This is a genomic window from Aquisalimonas sp. (assembly GCF_007120195.1).
GTDB lineage: Bacteria > Pseudomonadota > Gammaproteobacteria > Nitrococcales > Aquisalimonadaceae > Aquisalimonas.
The window spans coordinates 1-18,592 of sequence record NZ_SKOG01000161.1; the positions used below are offsets into that span (position 1 = coordinate 1).

Consider the following 18,592-nt stretch of genomic DNA (forward strand, 5'->3'; position numbering starts at 1 on the left):
ACGGGCTTGCCATCCCGGCTGATGAGCTGCCAGGTGTAGAGTTCCTTTTCCGTCAGCTGGTTGGCCATGCGTAATGGCTCCAGGGCGGATGCAAACGCCATGAGCGAAAAGCCGGGCACCAACAAGAACCCGACCCGCTTGGGAGTACTCGCCGATCGTCCATGCTGTGGCATCTATCTCTCCTCCATTGCACACCGCTCGCGTGGTGTTTTCTGATTGCGTGCTGCGTTTATCCCGCAGCGACGCCGCTCCGACTGTTCTGTGTACGCCTATCGCTTATGCAGGAGCGTCTTGCGGCCCTTGGAGGCGGATTCAAGAACTGCTTCAAGCGTTGCGATGACAACACGTTGTCGTCCGCAAACCCTTTGACGGCGCCCACAAGCAATTGGTTCCGGCGCACGCCCGGGATAATGCCATTTCACGATGTGGCAACAGAGCCGGACGAGGGGGAAAGCATGGCAACGAGCGTGAAAGAGGTGGAGGCCGCGGTGGCTGAGGTCCTGCCCAGCAACTTGGAGATTGCGCGGCACACCCCGCGGCGGCCCATTACCGAAATCGCCGCCGCGATGGGGCTGGACCCCGACCATGTGGAGCCCTACGGCCATGACGTCGCCAAGATCGATCTGGCGGCCATACATGCGCTGGCCGACCGGCCCAGGGGGCGCTACGTGGTGGTGTCCGCCATTACGCCGACGCCGCTGGGTGAGGGCAAGACCACCACCGCCATCGGCCTCGCCCAGGGGTTCTATCATGTGGGGCGCACGGCCTCGGTCGCGCTGCGCCAGCCGTCCATGGGGCCGACCCTTGGTATTAAGGGAGGCGCGGCCGGAGGCGGGTACAGCCAAGTCATCCCCATGGAGCGGATCAATCTCCACCTGACCGGCGACATTCATGCCGTGGCGTCGGCGCACAATTTACTCGCGGCCATGATCGACAATCACCTGCATCACCGCCGTGGCGTGGATCTGGACCCGCAGCGCATTAGCTGGACGCGCAGCATGGATATCAATGACCGCGCCCTGCGCAACGTGGTCATTGGCCTGGGCGGGCAGGCTGACGGGTTCACGCGCCAGACCGGGTTCGAGATCACTGCCGCATCGGAGGTCATGGCGATCCTGGCGCTGGCGCATTCGCTGAGCGATCTGCGCCTGCGGCTCGGGCGCATTGTCGTGGGGTACACCCGCAGCAATCAGCCGGTCACGGCCGAGGATATCGGCGCGGCTGGTGCCATGACGGCATTGCTCAAGGACGCCCTGAAGCCGAACCTGCTACAGACCCTGGAACATACGCCGGCGCTCATGCATGCGGGCCCGTTCGGCAATATTGCCCATGGCAACTCGTCCATCGTCGCGGACCGTATCGCCCTGCGGACCAGCGATTATCTCATTACCGAGGCGGGCTTTGGCGCGGACATGGGGGCCGAGCGTTTCTTCAACATCAAGTGCCGTGCCTCCGGCATGGTGCCGGACGCCGCCGTCGTGGTCGCCACCGTGCGCGGGCTTAAGTTCCACTCCGGCAAGTTCCGCGTGGTGCCCGGGCGGCCCCTGCCCGAGGAGATGACTGCCGAGAGCCCGGACGACGTTTACGCCGGTGCCGACAATCTGCGCAAGCAGATCGAGAATATCCGTATCCACGGCATCTCCCCTGTGGTGGCGATCAACGTCTTCCCCTCGGATTTCGCCTCCGAGCACGAGGCAATCCGGAATGTGGCCGAGCGCGCGGGGGCGCGGGTGGCGCTGTGCACGCATGTGCGCGACGGCGGTTGGGGAGCGGCGGAGCTGGCCGAGGCCGTGGCCGAGGCTGCGGAAGAGCCGAACCAGTTCGAGTTCCTCTATCCCGAAGAGATGAACCTGGACGACAAGATCAAGCGCATTGCCACGCGGATCTACGGCGCCGAAGGTGTGGCCTTCAGCGTCGAGGCCCGCAAGCAGATCGACAGGTACCAGTACCAGGGTTATGGAGAACTCCCGGTATGCATCGCCAAGACGCACCTCTCGCTGTCCGCGGATGCGTCGCTGCAGGGTGCACCGACGGGCTGGACCCTGCCGGTCAAGGAGGTTCGCCTGTCCGCCGGTGCCGGCTTCGTCTATGCCCTCTGCGGTGAGGTCCGCACCATGCCCGGGCTCGGTGGGAACCCGGCGGCCGGCCACATTGATATTGACGAGAACGAGCAGATTGTGGGTCTGTTCTAAGTCGCCGACCTAACCGCCGCAACCGTTGCGCGTAACCCGACGGATGGATCGGCGCGGGCTGCGGTTGGTCGGAAAGCCCTGACCGCTGGTTCAAGCGCTGCCAGCCGGGTACCATGCCCAATCCCGTCGCGAGGTCCCGAAGCGGACCTGCGCGGCGGGCCTCTTCTAGGACGGGCAGGGAAAGGGACACCATGAAGGTACTGGTCACCGGTGCGGCGGGCTTTATTGGCTTCCACGTGGCGCAGTTGCTCCTTGAGCGTGGCGACACCGTGGAGGGCCTGGATAACCTCAACGACTATTATGACGTCACGCTGAAAGAGGCGCGGCTGGCACAGTTGCGCACACACCAGCGGTTTCGGTTCGTGCGCCTTGACGTGGCGGACCAGGCCGGCATGATGGCGCTGTTCCGGCATGCGCATTTCGATCGCGTTATTCATCTCGCCGCCCAGGCCGGGGTGCGCTATTCCCTGGAAAACCCCCACGCGTATGTCGACAGCAACGTCGTCGGCTACATGAACGTGCTCGAGGCCTGCCGCGAGACCGGCGTCGAGCATCTGGTTTATGCCTCCACTAGTTCTGTCTACGGCGCCAATACGGCCATGCCGTTCTCCGTGCATCAGAACGTGGATCATCCCCTGTCCATGTACGCGGCCACGAAAAAGGCCAACGAGCTCATGGCCCATACGTACGCCCATTTGTACGGGCTGCCGGTGACCGGTTTGCGCTTTTTCACGGTCTATGGGCCTTGGGGGCGGCCGGATATGGCGTTGTTCAAGTTCACCAAGGCAATCCTCGCCGGCGAGCCCATCGAGGTCTACAACTACGGCAATCACCGTCGCGATTTCACCTATGTCGACGACATTGCGCAGGGCGTGGTGCGGGCCATGGATTGCGTCGCCACCGCCAACCCGGAGTGGTCCGGGGATGCCCCGGATCCGGCCACCAGTGCTGCCCCCTACCGGCTCTACAACATCGGCAACAACCGGCCAGTCGAGCTGATGCGCTATATCCAGGTGCTGGAAGAATGCCTCGGCCAGGAGGCGGAGAAACGGCTGTTGCCCATGCAACAGGGCGATGTACCGGACACCTGGGCGGACGCCGAAGAATTGGTGAGCGACGTGGGATACCGTCCCGACACGCCCGTGGAAGAGGGTGTTCGCCGTTTCGTCGCGTGGTACCGGAGCTATTACGGGGTATAACACAATGAAGATCACCATTTACGGAAGCGGCTATGTCGGGCTTGTCACCGGCGCCTGCCTGGCGGAGACGGGCAATGATGTGCTGTGCATGGATATCGATCAGGAGCGGGTGGAGCGGCTGAATCGCGGTGAGGTGCCGATCTACGAGCCGGGCCTCGAGGACATGATGCTGGACAGTCGCATGGCGGGCCGGCTGCGTTTTACCACGGATGTCGCGCAGGCGGTGGAGCACGGCCTGTTGCAGTTCATCGCCGTGGGGACGCCCTCCGAGGAGGACGGCTCAGCGGATCTGCAGCACGTCGTGCAGGTGGCGCAAAGCATCGGCCGGCACATGAACGGCTACCGGGTGGTCGTGAACAAGTCCACGGTACCGGTGGGCACGGCGGACAGGGTGCGGCAGACCCTGCGCGAGGAACTCGCGGCACGCGGTGTGGAGGTGTCCTTCGCCGTGGTCTCAAACCCGGAGTTCCTCAAGGAAGGCGCCGCCATCAGTGACTTCATGAAACCCGACCGTGTGGTGGTCGGCAGCGACGACGCGCGTGCGACGCGCCTCATGCGCGATCTCTACGCCCCTTTCGGTCGCAAGCAGGAGAAGGTGCTGGTCATGGACGTGCGCTCCGCGGAGCTCACGAAGTACGCGGCCAACGCCATGCTGGCCACCAAGATCAGTTTCATGAACGAGCTTGCCGGGCTCGCCGAGCGCCTCGGCGCGGATATCGAGTCGGTGCGCCATGGTATCGGCTCCGATCCCCGCATCGGCTATCACTTCATCTACCCCGGTTGCGGGTATGGTGGTTCCTGCTTTCCCAAGGACGTCAAGGCGCTGGCCCGGACCGCGCGCCAGGTCGACTTTGAGCCCATGATCCTGGATGCGGTGGAGTCGGTGAACGCGCGGCAGAAACAGGTGCTGTTTCAGCGCCTGGAACAGCATTTCCAGGGTGATCTGCGGGGGCGCACCATCGCCGTGTGGGGCCTTGCCTTCAAGCCCAACACCGATGATATGCGCGAGGCCCCCAGCCGCACGCTCATGGAGGCGCTGTGGGCGGCCGGAGCCCGGGTGCGAGCCTATGACCCGGAGGCCATGGAAGCGACGCAGCGCATCTACGGTGAGACCGCGCAGCTGACCCTTTGCAGCAACGCGTACGACGTGCTCGAGGGCGCGGATGCCCTGGTGCTGTGTACTGAATGGCAGCAGTTCCGCAGTCCGGATTTCGATCGGATTCGCGCCGCACTGAAGCAGCCTGTTATCGTCGACGGGCGCAACGTCTACGATCCCGGACGCTTGGCGGACTTCGGGTTCACCTATTACGCCATCGGCCGCGGTGAGAGCGTGCAGTCGTTCGCATGAGCCAAGGAAGCTCGAAACGATCCCCCTCCTGGTCGCCATGCATCGTGCAGCGCGTTCTTTATTCTTGTCGCGTCTGCTCCTATGACGAATCAGTACTTTCGCTTCTAAGGGAGCGGCGGTAGAGTGCATGGCTTTCGGGGGCAGGGCGCGTCGCGCCCCGGATTCATCATGAGCGTTTGAATTTCCCACTGTTGCGCCCGCTGTCGGCGCTATTTACCGGAGGAGTAGTCCGCCTTGGGATGGGAGGCCTGGTTGACTATTGCAGTCGTGGGGGGCGTGCTTGGCGTGCTCACGTTCACGCGACTGGCCACGGACATGGTCTTCCTCGGTGCGGTTACCATACTTCTGCTCTCGGGCGTACTGCAGCCGAGCGATGCGTTCGGCGGTCTGGCCAATGAGGGCCTGATTACCGTGGCCGTCCTGTACGTCGTGGTCTCCGGGTTGCAGGAAACCGGCGGCATCCACTGGATCGTCCAGCGCCTGCTGGGCCGGCCGCGATCCCTGACGCACGCACAGCTCAAGCTCATGAGCCCGGTGGCTTTCCTCAGCGCGTTTCTCAACAACACGCCCGTGGTGGCCATGCTTATCCCGGCGGTCAACGAATGGGCACGCAAGTTCGAGCTCTCTAACTCGAAGCTCATGATCCCATTGAGCTATGCGGCGATCCTGGGCGGGACCTGCACGCTGATCGGTACCAGTACGAACCTGGTGGTCAATGGCCTGGTCGTCGACCGCACCGGCGAGGGACTGCGCATGTTCGACATCGCCTGGGTGGGGGTGCCGGTGGCCATTGTGGGTCTGGGCTTCATCCTGCTCACCAGCCGGTGGCTGCTGCCGGATCGCCAGCCGGCCATCAGCCGCCTGACCGACCCGCGCGAGTACAGCGTCGAGATGCTGGTGGATCCGGACGGACCGCTGGTGGGCAAGTCCATCGAGGACGCCGGGCTGCGTCGCCTGTCGAGCATGTTCCTCGCTGAGATTGACCGCAACGGCTCCGTCCTGCCGGCCGTCTCGCCCCGCGAGAAGCTTCAGGCCGGCGACCGGCTGGTCTTCGTAGGCGTTGTGAGCTCCGTGGTGGAGCTGCAGAAGATCCGCGGCCTGACGCCGGCCACGGACCAGGTGTTCAAGCTCGAAGGCCTGCGCTCCCAGCGCACCATGATCGAGGCGGTGGTCTCCGACACGTGTCCGGTGGTGGGTCAGACCATCCGGGACGGGCGGTTCCGGTCCCGGTACAACGCAGTCGTGATCGCGGTGGCGCGTAACGGCGAACGGCTCGGCGGCAAGATCGGCGATATTGTCATCCAGCCCGGCGATACCCTGCTGCTGGAAGCGCGTCAGTCGTTCGTTGACCAACAGCGCAACAGCCGCGACTTCTTTCTGGTCAGTCAGGTGGAGGATTCCTCGCCGCCACGCCATGAGCGCGCGTCGGTGGCGGTGGCCTTGCTGGGCGTGATGGTGGTGACTGCCGGTTTCGGCTGGCTCAGCATGCTGGAAGCGGCCCTGCTGGCCGCGGCCGGAATGCTGCTGACGGGCTGCTGCACGGTGGAGGTGGCGCGGCGCAATATCGATTGGTCCGTGCTGCTGGTCATCGCCGCCGCGTTCGGGCTTGGCGTCGCCATGGACAAGACGGGCGTCGCCATGGTCACGGCCCATGCCGTGATTGAGCTCGTCGGGGATCAGCCGCTCGTGAATCTGGCTGCCATTTACCTGTTGACGGCCGGTTTTACGGCAGTGATCACGAACAATGCCGCCGCGCTGCTGATGTTCCCGATCGCCCTGGCCGTGTCCAGTGATCTGGACGTGAGTCTCATGCCGTTCGTGATCGCCATTATGCTGGCTGCATCGGCGAGCTTCGCCACACCCATCGGTTATCAGACCAACCTCATGGTGTACGGACCCGGGGGTTACCATTTCTCGGATTTTCTCCGTATGGGTCTACCGTTGAATCTGATCACGGCGGTGGTGGCTGTGCTGATCATCCCGCTGGTGTGGGGGTTCTAGTGTTCTGTAAGCCAGCGAACCTGGGTTGCAGGACACTGGGCGCTCGCACAAGCGCGCGAGGGCAGGGGCGTTGACCGTGGCCCTGATGGCGCTGCGGACATTTTTCATACTTCCATGTTTGAGTGAGGTTCTTGCAAATGACTGAGGCATCCGAAGCTCTGACCCCGCCCCATGGTGGCGCCCTCAAGGAACTGCTGGTGGATTCGCATCGTGCCGCAGCGCTGCGACAGGAATCACGGGACCTGCCATCCTGGGACCTCACCGAGCGTCAAGTGTGCGATATCGAGCTGTTGCTCAACGGTGGTTTTTCGCCGCTGGACGGTTTCCTTCGGCAAAAGGACTACGAGCGCGTTTGTGCTGATATGCGCCTCGCCGATGGCACACTCTGGCCCATCCCGCTGAACCTGGATGTCACCGAGGCGTTCGCCGGCGGCCTGAACCCCGGTGCGCGCATTGCCCTGCGCCACCCGGAGGGCATGGTGCTGGCGGTCATGACGGTGGAGGACACGTATCGCGCGGATATGCGCAGGCAGGCAGAGCAGGTTTACGGGACCGCCGACGAGGTGCATCCGGAGGTCTTTCGGCTGTTCCACCAGACCCATCCGGTGTTCCTCGGTGGACCGCTGGAGGGAATCGAGCTGCCGCCGCATCATACGTTCAAGCACTTGCGCCACACCCCGCGCGAGCTGCGCGAGTGGTTCATGAAAATGGGCTGGAACAACGTGGTCGCATTCCAGACCCGCAACCCGATGCACCGGGCCCACGTGGAGCTGGCCAAGCGGGCGTCGCAAAAGGGTGAGGCGAATCTGCTGATCCACCCGGTGGTGGGTATGACCAAGCCGGGCGATGTGGACTACTTCGTGCGCGTGCGTTGCTACCAGGAGGTGATCAAGCATTTCCCGGAGCAGACCACGCAGCTCAGCCTCCTGCCGCTGGCCATGCGTATGGGTGGGCCCCGGGAGGCGATCTGGCATGCGATCATCCGCAAGAATCACGGCTGCACGCGCTTTATCGTCGGCCGCGACCATGCCGGGCCGGGTAAAGACAGCCAGGGAGAGGAGTTCTACGGCCCCTACGATGCCCAGGAGATGGTCCGCGCCTATCAGGATGAGCTGGGCGTTGTCATGCAGCCGTTCGAGGAGATGGTTTATGTCGAGGACCTCGCGCAATACGTGCCGCGGTCCGAGGTGCCGGAGAGTGGGCGCGTGCTGAACATCTCCGGCACGGAGCTGCGGCGACGCCTGAAGGAGGGCTTGGAGCTGCCGGACTGGTTTTCCTATCCGGAGGTGATCAGGCGTCTGCGGCAGGCGTTCCCGCCCAAGCGCGAGCAGGGTCTCACGGTGTTTTTCACGGGCCTGTCCGGTTCGGGTAAATCCACCATCGCCAATGTGTTGATGGCGAAGCTGATGGAGCACGGCACGCGACCGGTGACGCTGCTCGACGGCGACCTGGTGCGCAAGCATCTGTCGAGTGAGCTGGGGTTTTCCAAGGAGCATCGGGAGATCAATATCCGGCGTATCGGGTTCGTGGCCAGCGAGATCACGAAAAATGGCGGGGTCGCGATCTGCGCGCCCATCGCACCCTATCGGGCGACGCGCCGCGAGGTACGGGAGATGGTGAGCCAAGGGGGAGGATTTGTCGAAGTGTATGTGGCCACGCCGCTGGAGGTCTGCGAGGAGCGCGATCGCAAGGGGCTCTACGCCAAGGCGCGCGCGGGGCAGATCAAGCACTTCACGGGCATTGATGATCCCTACGAGGAGCCGGAGCATGCCGAGGTGGTGGTGGACACGTCGCGCTATTCCGCCGACGAGCTGGCGCAGCAAGTGATCCTGCATCTGGAGCGCCAGGGCTTCATCGATCTCGCATGAGTCAAGGATACGTCACGGAGCCAATCATGACCCACCCCGATTTCGAAGCAGTCATCGCCATCGCTCGCCGCGCCGGCGACGCCATCCTCGCGATCTACGACGGTCCCGAGTTTGACGTTGAGACAAAAGAGGACAACTCCCCGCTGACGGCGGCAGACCGGGCGGCACATGGGATCATTGATCGGGAGCTGCGGGCGTTGACGCCGACGATTCCCGTCCTCTCGGAGGAGGGGGCGGATGTGCCCGTGGCGGAGCGTCGGCAATGGTCGCGCTTTTGGCTGGTGGATCCGCTGGATGGGACGAAGGAGTTCATCAAGCGCAATGGCGAGTTCACGGTGAATATCGCCCTGATTGAGGGGGAACGCCCGGTTTGGGGGGTGATTCACGCGCCGGCGCTGGGGATGACCTACGCGGGCGTGGTCGGTGCGGGCGCTTGGCGCCAGTCGGCCGATGGTCCCCGGCAGCCGCTTGCGGTGCGTGCGCCGGATAACGGCCATGCGGTGGTCAAGAGCCGGTCACACCCCAGTGGCGAGCTCGCGGAGTACCTGCAACGGATTCATGTCGCCGATGAGGTGCCGGTGGGGAGTTCGTTGAAGTTCTGTGCCGTGGCCGAGGGACGGGCGACGTTGTATCCGCGTTTCGGCCCAACCATGGAATGGGACACGGGTGCCGGCCAGGCCATTGTCGAGGCGGCCGGGGGGCATGTCGTGATGGCGGAGGACGAGCGCACGCCATTGCGCTACAACAAGGACGATCTGCATAACGGGTATTTCATCGTCTCGGCGTGAGCCCTGGCCGGGCGCGGGTTGTCGACGGGCAGGGCACTCCCGCACCAGTACGGATCGACGGTGCATGAGCCGGGGGCGTCATGCACCGTCGAAACCGCGCCGAGAGTGCATCGCCGTCTATCGCGTGCTGAGGTACTCCGCGAACGCCGGCCCGAGTTCCGCATGCTGCAGGCCGTATTCCACGGTCGCCTTGAGGTAGCCCAGTTTGCTGCCGCAGTCATAGCGCGTGCCACTGAATTCGTGCGCCAGCACGCGCTCGCGTTCAAGCAGCGTGGAGATGGCATCGGTGAGCTGGATTTCGCCCTTGTTGTCCGGTGCGGTGTGCTTCAATTGCTCGAAAATCCCTGATGTCAGGATGTAGCGGCCGACCACGGCGAGGTTGGACGGGGCCTCGGCCGGGTCGGGTTTTTCCACGATGGCGTCGATTGCCGAAATGCTCTCCGCGAAATCCTGGCAGCTGACGATGCCATAGCTCCCGGTCTCTCCCATGGGTACGCGTTCAACGCCCACCAGCGAGCATTGATGCTCGTCGAACGCGCGCACCATCTGCGAGAGCACCCGTTCGCCCCCGCCGTCGATGAGGTCGTCTGCGAGGATGACGGCAAACGGCTCGTCGCCAACGACGGGCTGGGCACACAGCACCGCATGCCCCAGGCCCAGCGCTTCCCCCTGGCGGATATAGATGCAGTTGACGCCCTCGGGCACGGTGCTGCGCACCAGTTCCAGCATCCGGTATTTCTGTTTTGCCACCAGCTCTACTTCCAGCTCGTAGGCTTTATCGAAGTGGTCTTCGATGGCACGCTTCGTGCGGCCGGTGACGAAGATCAGCGTATCCGCTCCCGCCGCCACGGCTTCTTCCACCGCGTACTGGATCAGCGGCTTGTCCACCACAGGGAGCATTTCCTTGGGGCTCGCCTTGGTGGCAGGAAGGAAGCGGGTGCCCAGGCCGGCGACAGGGAATACGGCCTTGCGAATACGTCGGTTCATGGCAGGATCCTTTGCTGTTGATGGTTGGGACTTGTGTGCAAAACTACAAGGTGCGCCAGTGCTTGCGCAATAGTCAGTCGCGCCGTAACCGGGGGGCGTGGCCCGCTACCCGCCCCGACATTGGCGGAGGTACGCGATCAGACCCCGTGTTGAGGGGTCCGCGTCGGTGGGCTCCTGCTCGCCCGTGACCGCGGGCAGAAGCTCCTTGGCGAGTTTCTTGCCCAGTTCCACGCCCCACTGGTCGAATGGGTTGATGTCCCAAATGACGCTCTGCACGAACACCTTGTGCTCATAGAGCGCGACCAACTCCCCCAGGGTGCCCGGATCGAGGCGATCGAAAAGAATGGTATTGCTCGGCTTGTTGCCCGGGTGCACCTTGTGCGCAATCGCCTGCTCCAGCTGCTGCGCAGCCATGCCGGTCGCCTCCATCTCCCGCCGCGCCTGCTCGGCGCTCTGCCCCTCCATGAGCGCCCGGGTTTGCGCGAAACAATTGGCCAGCGCCAGGTCATGATGTTGGGGGTATTCCGCGGAACCGTGGGCGGGGGCGAGGAAATCGGCCATCACGGGGCGCGTGCCCTGGTGCAGGAGCTGGTAGAACGAGTGCTGGGCGTTGGGGCCGACCTCGCCCCAGACGATGGCGCCGGTGTCGTAGTCCACCGGGGTGCCGTCGCGGGTGACGCACTTGCCGTTGCTCTCCATTTCCAGCTGCTGCAGATAGGCGGGGAAGCGGTGTAGGCGGTGATCGTACGGGAGCACGACATGGCCTGGCGCGCCCTGAAAATTGGTGTACCAGACGCCCAGAAGCCCCAGTAGAACCGGCATATTGCGGTCCCACGGGGCGGTGCGGAAGTGCTGATCCATGGCGTGGAAGCCGTCCAGCATGGCCTCGAAGTTCTTCATGCCCACAGCGATGGCCACCGGTAGCCCCACCGACGAGGCGAGGGAATAGCGGCCGCCGACCCAGTCCCAGATGCGGAAACGGTTCTCCTCGGCGATGCCGTACTCGCCCATGGCCGCGTTGTTCGCCGAGACCCCGAGGAAATGCTGTGCCATGGCCTCGGCGTCCTGCACCTGGCGCAGGAACCAGTCCCGCGCCGTGCGCGCGTTGGTCATGGTGTCCAGCGTGGTGAAGGATTTTGATGAGATGATAAACAGCGTCGTCTTGGGGTTTACCCGCTCCAGGACATCGGTGACGTGCACGCCATCGATGCTGCTCACGAAATGCATGTGAATGGCGTTGGTGCGGTAGGGCGCCAGCGCTTCGGTGGCCATGACCGCGCCCAGATCGGAACCGCCGACGCCGATGTTGACCACGTCGGTGATCACGCGACCGGTACAGCCCCGGTACTCGCCGCGATGCAGGCGGTTGACGAACAGGCGCATGCGGGTGAGCTGCCGTTCCACCTCCGGCATGACATCGCGGCCGCCGACGTACATGGCGCCACTGCCGCGATTGCGCAGCGCCATGTGCATGGCGGGGCGGTTCTCGGTGTTGTTGACCGGCTCGCCGGCGAACAGACGCTCGATCCAGGCCTCCAGTTCGCGCCGTTGAGCCAGCGCGCCCAGAAGCTTGAGAGTATTGGCGTCCACGAGGTTCTTGGAGAAATCAAGCAACAGCCGTTCCGTCGCCATGCTGAAGCGCTCGAAGCGGTGGCCATCGGCCCGGAAGAGGTCACGAATACGCAGCTCACGGATGGCCGTCGCATGCTCCTCAAGCTCCAGCCATTCCGGCAGTGTCCTCAATGCGGCCCGGGAGGGGGTGGTGTCCGCCATGGCGTGAGATGATCCGTCAGTTGGTGAAAGGGAGAGCCAGGTCGTGGGTGTTCCCGTAGTCGACTTGGCACCGCCGCTCGATTGTACATTATGCACAGGCCGAACCATTGCTTGCGGAAGCGCTGGCGTGGATCAGCGCTGTCACAGGAGGGACCTTGCACCCAGTCGCCCCACGCGTGCCTGGCGGGTAGGTTCTCGAAGGTGCTTGCTCTGGCGTCAACGCTGCCACACAATTTCTGCGCATGAGATTGAGACAGTGTTGCCGCGGCTGGTCCGGGCGCCTGATGTGTCACGGGGCTTTGATCTGCGGCCTGCTCGCAGCGGGGCCGCAGCGGGTGGCCGCCGATGAGGTGCCTGCCGTTGATCTGGATCCCCCGCAGTCCACAGCTTCCAGCCGTTGGGGCCTGGGGGTTGCGTATGGCGGCCAGTGGTATGCCGACGAGGACCAGGGCTTCGGAGATGCGGGAACAGTGGCCGCGGTGCAGCTGACCTACCGCGCACGCCTGGAGACCGAACGCGAGGGGTTATGGCTATTCGAGTTGGGTTACGAGTACGCCGCCTCGAGGACGGCGCCGGAGGTGGCGCCGGGGCGGGAGCAGCGCGTGCGCTCCCACGGTCTGTTCTACCGTTTCAGCCGCTATGTCGGCCCTCGGATTTTCCTGGGGGGGCGCGCCGGGATTTCCCGGGTGCGTGGGCCCGCGGAAAAGTCTAATCTCGACCTGGTGATCGGGCTTCAGGCCGGTGTCACCCTGACGTCCTGGCTGGATGCCGGCGTCGAGGCGGTTGCTGCACAGCCGGGCCTCGATGGAGGCCGGCCGGCTGACGTCCGTGGTGTGGTGACGGTCTCGTTTTGAGACCTGAGGTGTCCCGGAATTGGGTTGAGGAAGTAACCGATGACATATTGTCTCGCTGCCGCCGTGGATGCCGGGCTTGTATTTGCGGCCGATTCGCGCACGAATGCGGGCCTCGATCACATCAATACCTACCCCAAGCTGCACCCGTTCATCTGGGAGGGTGACCGGGTCTTCGTACTCCTCAGCGCCGGAAATCTGGCCACAACGCAGGCCGTCGTCACGGAGATGCAGCGCAATGCCGAGTCCGGCGGCGCGCTTTCCGAGGCGCGATTTCTCCCCGAGGCGGCGCAGTACGTGGGAGAGGTGAGTCGACGCGTGCAGGCGCGACATGCGCCGGAAGGGCCCGGCGCGGGCAACGTGTCCCTGGAAGCAAGCTTTATCCTGGGCGGGCAGATCGGCAATCAGGAACCGGGGTTGTTCCTCATCTATCCCCGGGGCAATTTCATCACCTGCTCCCAGGAGCAACCCTTCCTGCAGATCGGCGAAACCAAGTATGGCAAGCCTATCCTTGACCGCATCATTTCGCCGTCGCTCTCGCTGGAGGATACCGTGCGCTGTGCGCTGGTCTCCATCGATTCGACCATGCGCAGCAACCTCTCGGTGGGGCCACCGCTTGACCTTATGATCTACCCGAAGGACACGCTGGAGAGGCCCCGTGCTCTGCGGTACAAGCTCAATTCACCGTATTTTGCCTCGATCCGCAAGCGATGGAGCGATGGGCTGCGGCGGCTGTTCGACGATTTGCCGCGCTTCGATTGGGAGTAGTCACGGCGGTGCCATGCCTGCCCGCGGGATCGACGAACGCCAGTGCGCGATTGTTGCGAAATAGGTTCCAGGCGGCGGCGAAGGCTGAAATAATGACGGCGATGAGGTGCGCACTACCCCGGGCGCGTATGCTAATGTCCTGATTGACGCAGTGAGCCGCTGTAGCGCGCACTGCATGCATCAGAACGCGCGCCGAGCCGGCATCATCGCGTGCCGGGTTGGTCACAGCGCTGGAATGCGGAATCCGCGGCAGCGGCCATGGCCGGTGCGTATCGGTGGGGCCGTCTTCAAAGTGAAAGGCAGGTCCATGGAGAGTCAAGATGCAGGTCATGAAGCGATCCCGTTTTTCCGCTGTGCTCTACATAGGTGTGGCACTGTTGATTGGCGCCGCGTTGGCGCTGGCCTGGGCTGCGACCGCCACCGCCCCGGCCACCTCTGGTAGCCCATCCGCATTGGTCACGGTCTACAAAACGCCTCAGTGCGGCTGCTGTACCGCCTGGGTGGATTACATGCGCGACGAAGGATTTGACGTTGAGGCGCACGACGTGGGTCAGCAGGAACTCAACGCGATCAAGCAAGAAGCGGGTTTGCAGCGAAAGCTGGCGTCCTGCCATACGGCATTTGTCGAAGGCTACGTGGTTGAAGGCCATGTGCCTGCCGAGGACGTCCGTCGACTGCTGGCGGATCGCCCGGAGGTGGATGGCATTGCGGTGCCGGGCATGCCCATTGGCTCTCCCGGCATGGAGATGGGCAATCGTCGGGATGCGTACGAGGTGTTTACGTTTGCAAATGGCGAAAAGATGGACGCGTTCGCCAGTCACAACCAGTGAGATGGGGCACTATGGCGCCAGAAAGTGGGCTACGGCCTGACAGCAAAAGCGTTGTAACATGGAGCTGCGTGCAAACGACACGGCAAAGCTCCGGCGCGATTAAGGGAGGTGCCAATGGCAACCGCTGATGATGTGCGGCGTACACCCAGGGAAGTGCTGGATCATTATCTGCGCGTATTTCGTGCGGACACCGACGAGCTCGTGGGTTATCTCGCCGATGTAAGCGTCTACGGGCTGATGTTGCAGAGCCAGCAGCCGCTCACGCTGCCTGACGGCGAAGAGTCGATTCGCCTGCGGCTGGAACTCGAGCGGCCCATCCACGGTGCCCAGGAGATCGTGCTGGAGGCACGGCCTGTCTGGTCACGCAAGGAAAGCAGCTCCGTGTTTCATCACACCGGCCTGGAATTCACCGAGGTTGCGGACGATGATCGCGCCCGCGTTCAAGTGCTCATGGAAATCTACCGCTTGAACATGGTCTAGCGCGCGCTGCATGGTGCGCGCGCGATGCGGGCGCACGTAATCGGTCAGGTCGGTCAGGGCACCAGCGATTCAGGTCGAATCACGGGATGGTCAAGCTTGGTTTCCACCGCGTTTGGCGCCATCGGCCCCGGGTTTACGCAGCGCCGGCCGGCGATGAACGCTCGTTGTCTTCCGGACCACGAGAGCGCCTTCAGGGCAGGCTGGGGAAATGCAGCCCCGCCATCTGCTGCATCACCCGGACCACCTGGCAGCTGTAGCCGAACTCATTGTCGTACCAGACATACAGCACGCACTTGTCACCATTGACCAGCGTGGACGCCGAGTCCACGACGCCGGCATGGCGGGAGCCCACCAGGTCGGTGGAGACCACCTCCGTCGACGCCGTGTAGTCAATCTGCTCCTGCATGCTCGAATGCAGGGCAATGTCCCGCAGATACTCGTTGAGTGTCTCCTTGCTTGTCTCCCGGCCGAGGTTCAGGTTCAGCACCGCCAGCGAGACATTCGGGGTGGGGACGCGAATCGCGTTGCCGGTCAAACGCCCCTTGAGTTCCGGTAGTGCCTTGGCAACAGCCTTGGCGGCGCCGGTTTCCGTGAGCACCATATTGAGTGGCGCGCTGCGCCCGCGACGGGATCCGGGATGATAATTGTCGATGAGGTTCTGGTCGTTGGTATAGGCGTGCACCGTCTCAACGTGGCCGTGCTCGATGCCGAACTCGTCGTTAATCGCCTTGAGCACCGGCACGATGGCGTTGGTCGTGCAACTTGCCGCCGAGACGATGGTGTCATCCGGCCGCAGGTCGTGGCTATTCACTCCGTGGACGATGTCGGGCATGTCGCCTTTGCCGGGGGCGGTGAGCAGGACCTTGGCGGCTCCCTTGGCCTTCAGGTGCAGCCCCAGGCCTTCCGGGTCACGCCACTTGCCGGTGTTATCGACGATTAGCGCATTCTCAATGCCGTACTGCGTGTAGTCGATGTCCTCCGGGGAATCGGCATAGATCACCTGAATGAAGTTGCCGTTGACCAGCAGCGCGTTGGCATCCTCGAGCACAGTGATGGTGCCGTCGAAGGGCCCGTGAACCGAGTCGCGCCGCAGCAGGCTGGCACGTTTGGCAATGTCGTGACCCTTGCCCTTGCGCACAACAATGGCGCGCAGGCGTAGCTTATTGCCGCTGCCGGTGCGCTCGATCAGTTGTCGGGCCAGCAGGCGGCCGATGCGGCCGAAACCGTAGAGGACCACGTCATGGCGGTCTGTCAGCTGCAGTGAGCCGCGCCCCCCGAGGATGCTATCCAACTTGCGCGCGAGGTACTGGCGGACGGATTCTTCCTTGTCCGTATTGTTGAGATAGCCTGTTGTCAGCTTGCCCAGATCCAAGCGTGCCGGCGAGAGATCCATCTGCGCCAGCTCCTGGAGTATCGGCAGGGTATTGTGAATGGACAACCCCTCGGGCTCATACTGTTTTACGAAGCGGTGTGCCTTGAGGATGTCGATCGGGCTGCAGTTGATCAGGGTGCGGCCGTAGATCCGCAGGACCACGCCGCGGTCGCGGTAGAGCCTGCCGATCAGGGGCAGCATTTCTTCGGCCAGCTCCTGGCGCTGGGTCCAGTCGTTGAGATAGGAATCTTGCTGTTGCTGGTTCATGGACACTCCGTATCGCCGTCGGGCGGGTGGCAGACAACGCACGCCGAGAGCGCATCAGCCGGCTGGGTCTCACGAGGTGCGCGATTGTATAAAAACGAAGCGCTTTAAGGAAGCATGTCACTCGTTGTGCACGTAGTGATAAGTAAACCACGACACCCCGAATGCGGGCGAGGGAGGCGGCGTATGCGGCGCGAGATCGTCACCGAGATTCACATCCAGGCCGATCCCCTGGCGGTCTGGGCGGTTCTGCTGGATTTTCGCGCCTACCCCGAGTGGAACCCGTTTATTCGTTCCATCAGCGGAGAGGCAGACACGGGGGCGCGACTCGACGTGACCATCGAACCGCCGGGCCTTCGCCCCATGCGCTTCCGCCCGCAAGTCTTACGGGCGATGCCCGCCCGGGAATTGAGCTGGCTCGGGCGGCTCGGTGTTCCCGGACTGTTCGATGGTGAACACCGGTTCATGCTGGAGGCGGATGAGGAGCGTGGCGGCACGCGGCTGCTGCATCGCGAAAAATTCAGCGGCATCCTGCTGCCGTTGATGTGGTGGCTCACGGCCAGGGCCACGCGCCGGGGCTTCGAGGCCATGAATCAGGCACTCAAGTATCGGGTTGAGCAGGCCGACGGACCAGCCGATACCCCAGCTCGGTAAACCCGGCCTCGTGGGGCACAGACAGATCAGCCTCGGCGGGCCAGATCCAGGTGTCCTCCGTGAACAGCTCCCGCATCGCCTCCGGCGAGGAATGGAAGGGCGGACCGCTGCGCCACGGGGTCTGGGTGAAAAGCGCGAACAGCGTGCCCCCGGGTCGCACCCATCGATTGAGCTGGGCGACATAGGCCGGGCGGTATTCCGGGGCAAACGCGCACAGGCACGTCTGCTCGTAGACGGCATCAAACGGGCCGTCCGGGTGGAGATAGGTGAAGACGTTGTCCTGAATGATCTCCGCTTCCAGACCCTTCGAGGAGAGCCGCTCCCGGAGCCTTTGCAGCGGCTCCGGCACGATATCCACCGCGGTCACCCGGAAGCCACGTTCGGCCAGCACATCCACCTCGTAACCGTGTCCACAGCCCGGTACCAGGATGCGCCCCGGCGTCATCACTCCGTTGTCGAGCCAGTGCAACAACGCCGGGCTGGCGCCGCCCCGGTCCCAGCCGGTCTTGCCGTCCAGCCAGCGCTGCCGCCAATAATCCGTTTCTCCCGTCGACATGCCCACCTCCGAATGTCTGGACCCTGAACCGAATCATGCGGCTTCTTGCAGTTGGTTGCCACAATGGGGATTCCACCGGCAAAACCATCGCGCCCACGGCGCGCACGCGGCTGTCGGCTTGCCGCCCCGGTGGCGGGACGGTTACCCTCTGACGGCAACAGCGATCAAGAAATGATAGGGCCTTCCCGGGGTGCTGGGCAGGGCGTGTTGTTCGTTCTACACTGTGCGAGAGAGGGCGACATCAGAGCGCATGAATCAGAAAGTCTACGTCAAGACGCATGGCTGCCAGATGAACGAGTACGATTCCGCCAAGATGGCGGACGTGCTGGTTGATCGGCGCGGCTATGAGCGCGTCGAAACCCCCGAGCAGGCCGATCTGATACTCCTCAATACCTGCTCCATCCGCGAGAAGGCCCAGGAGAAGGTGTTCTCCCAGTTGGGCCACTGGAAGCACCTGAAGGAAAGCAACCCGCAGGTCATGATTGGCGTTGGCGGTTGTGTGGCGTCCCAGGAAGGTGAGGCGCTGCAACGGCGCGCACCATTTGTGGACCTGGTCTTCGGCCCGCAGACACTCCACCGGCTGCCGGAAATGGTGGATCGGGCGCGGCAGGAACGCCGGCCCCAGGTGGGCGTCTCTTTTCCGGAAATCGAGAAGTTTGAT

15 protein-coding genes and 1 pseudogene are annotated in these 18,592 nt (G+C 63.6%); 12 read left to right on the forward strand and 4 right to left on the reverse strand.

Translation table 11 applies throughout. The features are described 5' to 3' along the window. Positions 1 to 455: 455 nt before the first annotated feature. The 6 genes from QZT63_RS12110 to cysQ all read left to right on the forward strand — a co-directional run bounded on the left by QZT63_RS12110 (position 456) and on the right by cysQ (position 9,396). Positions 456 to 2,192, forward strand: coding sequence for a formate--tetrahydrofolate ligase (locus tag QZT63_RS12110; protein WP_290651531.1), 1,737 nt, complete (start codon positions 456 to 458; stop codon positions 2,190 to 2,192). A gap of 191 nt (positions 2,193 to 2,383) precedes the next feature. Continuing rightward, positions 2,384 to 3,391 (forward strand): NAD-dependent epimerase, encoded by a 1,008-nt coding sequence (locus QZT63_RS12115; protein ID WP_290651532.1) that lies wholly within the window; start codon positions 2,384 to 2,386, stop codon positions 3,389 to 3,391. A 4-nt stretch (positions 3,392 to 3,395) separates the two neighbouring features. Next, positions 3,396 to 4,739, forward strand: a complete 1,344-nt coding sequence (locus QZT63_RS12120) for a UDP-glucose/GDP-mannose dehydrogenase family protein (protein ID WP_290651533.1) — start codon at positions 3,396 to 3,398, stop codon at positions 4,737 to 4,739. Between the two features lie 234 nt (positions 4,740 to 4,973). Then, the gene (locus tag QZT63_RS12125; RefSeq protein ID WP_290651534.1) at positions 4,974 to 6,740 is read left to right on the forward strand and encodes an SLC13 family permease; all 1,767 of its coding nucleotides are present in this window, start codon (positions 4,974 to 4,976) and stop codon (positions 6,738 to 6,740) included. 137 nt (positions 6,741 to 6,877) lie between these two features. Further along, positions 6,878 to 8,608, forward strand: a complete 1,731-nt coding sequence (locus QZT63_RS12130) for a bifunctional sulfate adenylyltransferase/adenylylsulfate kinase (protein WP_290651535.1) — start codon at positions 6,878 to 6,880, stop codon at positions 8,606 to 8,608. A 26-nt stretch (positions 8,609 to 8,634) separates the two neighbouring features. After that, positions 8,635 to 9,396 carry a 3'(2'),5'-bisphosphate nucleotidase CysQ gene (cysQ, locus tag QZT63_RS12135; RefSeq protein WP_290651536.1) on the forward strand — a complete coding sequence of 254 codons (762 nt, stop codon included), beginning with the start codon at positions 8,635 to 8,637 and terminating at the stop codon, positions 9,394 to 9,396. A 117-nt stretch (positions 9,397 to 9,513) separates the two neighbouring features. Here the strand turns inward: cysQ and galU are convergent, their stop codons facing one another. After that, positions 9,514 to 10,383: a UTP--glucose-1-phosphate uridylyltransferase GalU gene (galU, locus tag QZT63_RS12140; protein ID WP_290651537.1), complete on the reverse strand. Its 870-nt coding sequence runs from the start codon at positions 10,381 to 10,383 to the stop codon at positions 9,514 to 9,516. A 105-nt stretch (positions 10,384 to 10,488) separates the two neighbouring features. Beyond that, a complete protein-coding gene (gene pgi, locus QZT63_RS12145; protein WP_290651538.1) occupies positions 10,489 to 12,156 on the reverse strand; it encodes a glucose-6-phosphate isomerase in 1,668 nt (555 codons plus the stop codon). A 284-nt stretch (positions 12,157 to 12,440) separates the two neighbouring features. Here pgi and QZT63_RS12150 point away from each other — a divergent pair, with 284 nt between their 5' ends. From QZT63_RS12150 to QZT63_RS12165, 4 genes are all read left to right on the forward strand, one after another. Next, positions 12,441 to 13,010 carry a hypothetical protein gene (locus QZT63_RS12150; RefSeq protein WP_290651539.1) on the forward strand — a complete coding sequence of 190 codons (570 nt, stop codon included), beginning with the start codon at positions 12,441 to 12,443 and terminating at the stop codon, positions 13,008 to 13,010. Between the two features lie 39 nt (positions 13,011 to 13,049). Further along, the gene (locus QZT63_RS12155; RefSeq protein WP_290651540.1) at positions 13,050 to 13,775 is read left to right on the forward strand and encodes a proteasome-type protease; all 726 of its coding nucleotides are present in this window, start codon (positions 13,050 to 13,052) and stop codon (positions 13,773 to 13,775) included. Between the two features lie 320 nt (positions 13,776 to 14,095). Continuing rightward, on the forward strand, positions 14,096 to 14,605 hold the full coding sequence (locus QZT63_RS12160) for a DUF411 domain-containing protein (protein ID WP_290651541.1): 510 nt from the start codon (positions 14,096 to 14,098) through the stop codon (positions 14,603 to 14,605). Positions 14,606 to 14,719: 114 nt separating this feature from the next. Further along, entirely contained in the window at positions 14,720 to 15,085 is a 366-nt protein-coding gene (locus QZT63_RS12165; RefSeq protein WP_290651542.1) for a PilZ domain-containing protein, read from the forward strand. 190 nt (positions 15,086 to 15,275) lie between these two features. Here QZT63_RS12165 and QZT63_RS12170 read toward each other — a convergent pair whose 3' ends face one another. After that, positions 15,276 to 16,724 (reverse strand): glyceraldehyde-3-phosphate dehydrogenase, encoded by a 1,449-nt coding sequence (locus QZT63_RS12170; RefSeq protein WP_290651543.1) that lies wholly within the window; start codon positions 16,722 to 16,724, stop codon positions 15,276 to 15,278. A 183-nt stretch (positions 16,725 to 16,907) separates the two neighbouring features. Here QZT63_RS12170 and QZT63_RS12175 point away from each other — a divergent pair, with 183 nt between their 5' ends. Then, on the forward strand, positions 16,908 to 17,375 hold the full coding sequence (locus tag QZT63_RS12175) for an SRPBCC domain-containing protein (RefSeq protein ID WP_290651544.1): 468 nt from the start codon (positions 16,908 to 16,910) through the stop codon (positions 17,373 to 17,375). On the opposite strand, the gene QZT63_RS12180 is transcribed toward QZT63_RS12175, so the two are convergent. Next, positions 17,323 to 17,931, reverse strand: coding sequence for a methyltransferase domain-containing protein (locus tag QZT63_RS12180; RefSeq protein WP_290651545.1), 609 nt, complete (start codon positions 17,929 to 17,931; stop codon positions 17,323 to 17,325). The genes QZT63_RS12175 and QZT63_RS12180 overlap by 53 nt on opposite strands. Before the next feature lie 250 nt (positions 17,932 to 18,181). Between QZT63_RS12180 and QZT63_RS12185 the strand changes: the two are divergent. Next, positions 18,182 to 18,592: pseudogene (locus QZT63_RS12185) on the forward strand (tRNA (N6-isopentenyl adenosine(37)-C2)-methylthiotransferase MiaB); the annotation flags it as partial.

Excerpts from the sequence above, each read along its gene's own strand:
- QZT63_RS12110 (WP_290651531.1), top strand. The coding sequence starts at position 456 with ATGGCAACGAGCGTGAAAGAGGTGGAGGCCGCGGTGGCTGAGGTCCTG.
- QZT63_RS12115 (WP_290651532.1), top strand. The coding sequence starts at position 2,384 with ATGAAGGTACTGGTCACCGGTGCGGCGGGCTTTATTGGCTTCCACGTG.
- QZT63_RS12120 (WP_290651533.1), top strand. The coding sequence starts at position 3,396 with ATGAAGATCACCATTTACGGAAGCGGCTATGTCGGGCTTGTCACCGGC.
- QZT63_RS12130 (WP_290651535.1), top strand. The coding sequence starts at position 6,878 with ATGACTGAGGCATCCGAAGCTCTGACCCCGCCCCATGGTGGCGCCCTC.
- cysQ (WP_290651536.1), top strand. The coding sequence starts at position 8,635 with ATGACCCACCCCGATTTCGAAGCAGTCATCGCCATCGCTCGCCGCGCC.
- galU (WP_290651537.1), bottom strand. The coding sequence starts at position 10,383 with ATGAACCGACGTATTCGCAAGGCCGTATTCCCTGTCGCCGGCCTGGGC.
- pgi (WP_290651538.1), bottom strand. The coding sequence starts at position 12,156 with ATGGCGGACACCACCCCCTCCCGGGCCGCATTGAGGACACTGCCGGAA.
- QZT63_RS12150 (WP_290651539.1), top strand. The coding sequence starts at position 12,441 with ATGTGTCACGGGGCTTTGATCTGCGGCCTGCTCGCAGCGGGGCCGCAG.
- QZT63_RS12155 (WP_290651540.1), top strand. The coding sequence starts at position 13,050 with ATGACATATTGTCTCGCTGCCGCCGTGGATGCCGGGCTTGTATTTGCG.
- QZT63_RS12160 (WP_290651541.1), top strand. The coding sequence starts at position 14,096 with ATGCAGGTCATGAAGCGATCCCGTTTTTCCGCTGTGCTCTACATAGGT.
- QZT63_RS12165 (WP_290651542.1), top strand. The coding sequence starts at position 14,720 with ATGGCAACCGCTGATGATGTGCGGCGTACACCCAGGGAAGTGCTGGAT.
- QZT63_RS12170 (WP_290651543.1), bottom strand. The coding sequence starts at position 16,724 with ATGAACCAGCAACAGCAAGATTCCTATCTCAACGACTGGACCCAGCGC.
- QZT63_RS12175 (WP_290651544.1), top strand. The coding sequence starts at position 16,908 with ATGCGGCGCGAGATCGTCACCGAGATTCACATCCAGGCCGATCCCCTG.
- QZT63_RS12180 (WP_290651545.1), bottom strand. The coding sequence starts at position 17,931 with ATGTCGACGGGAGAAACGGATTATTGGCGGCAGCGCTGGCTGGACGGC.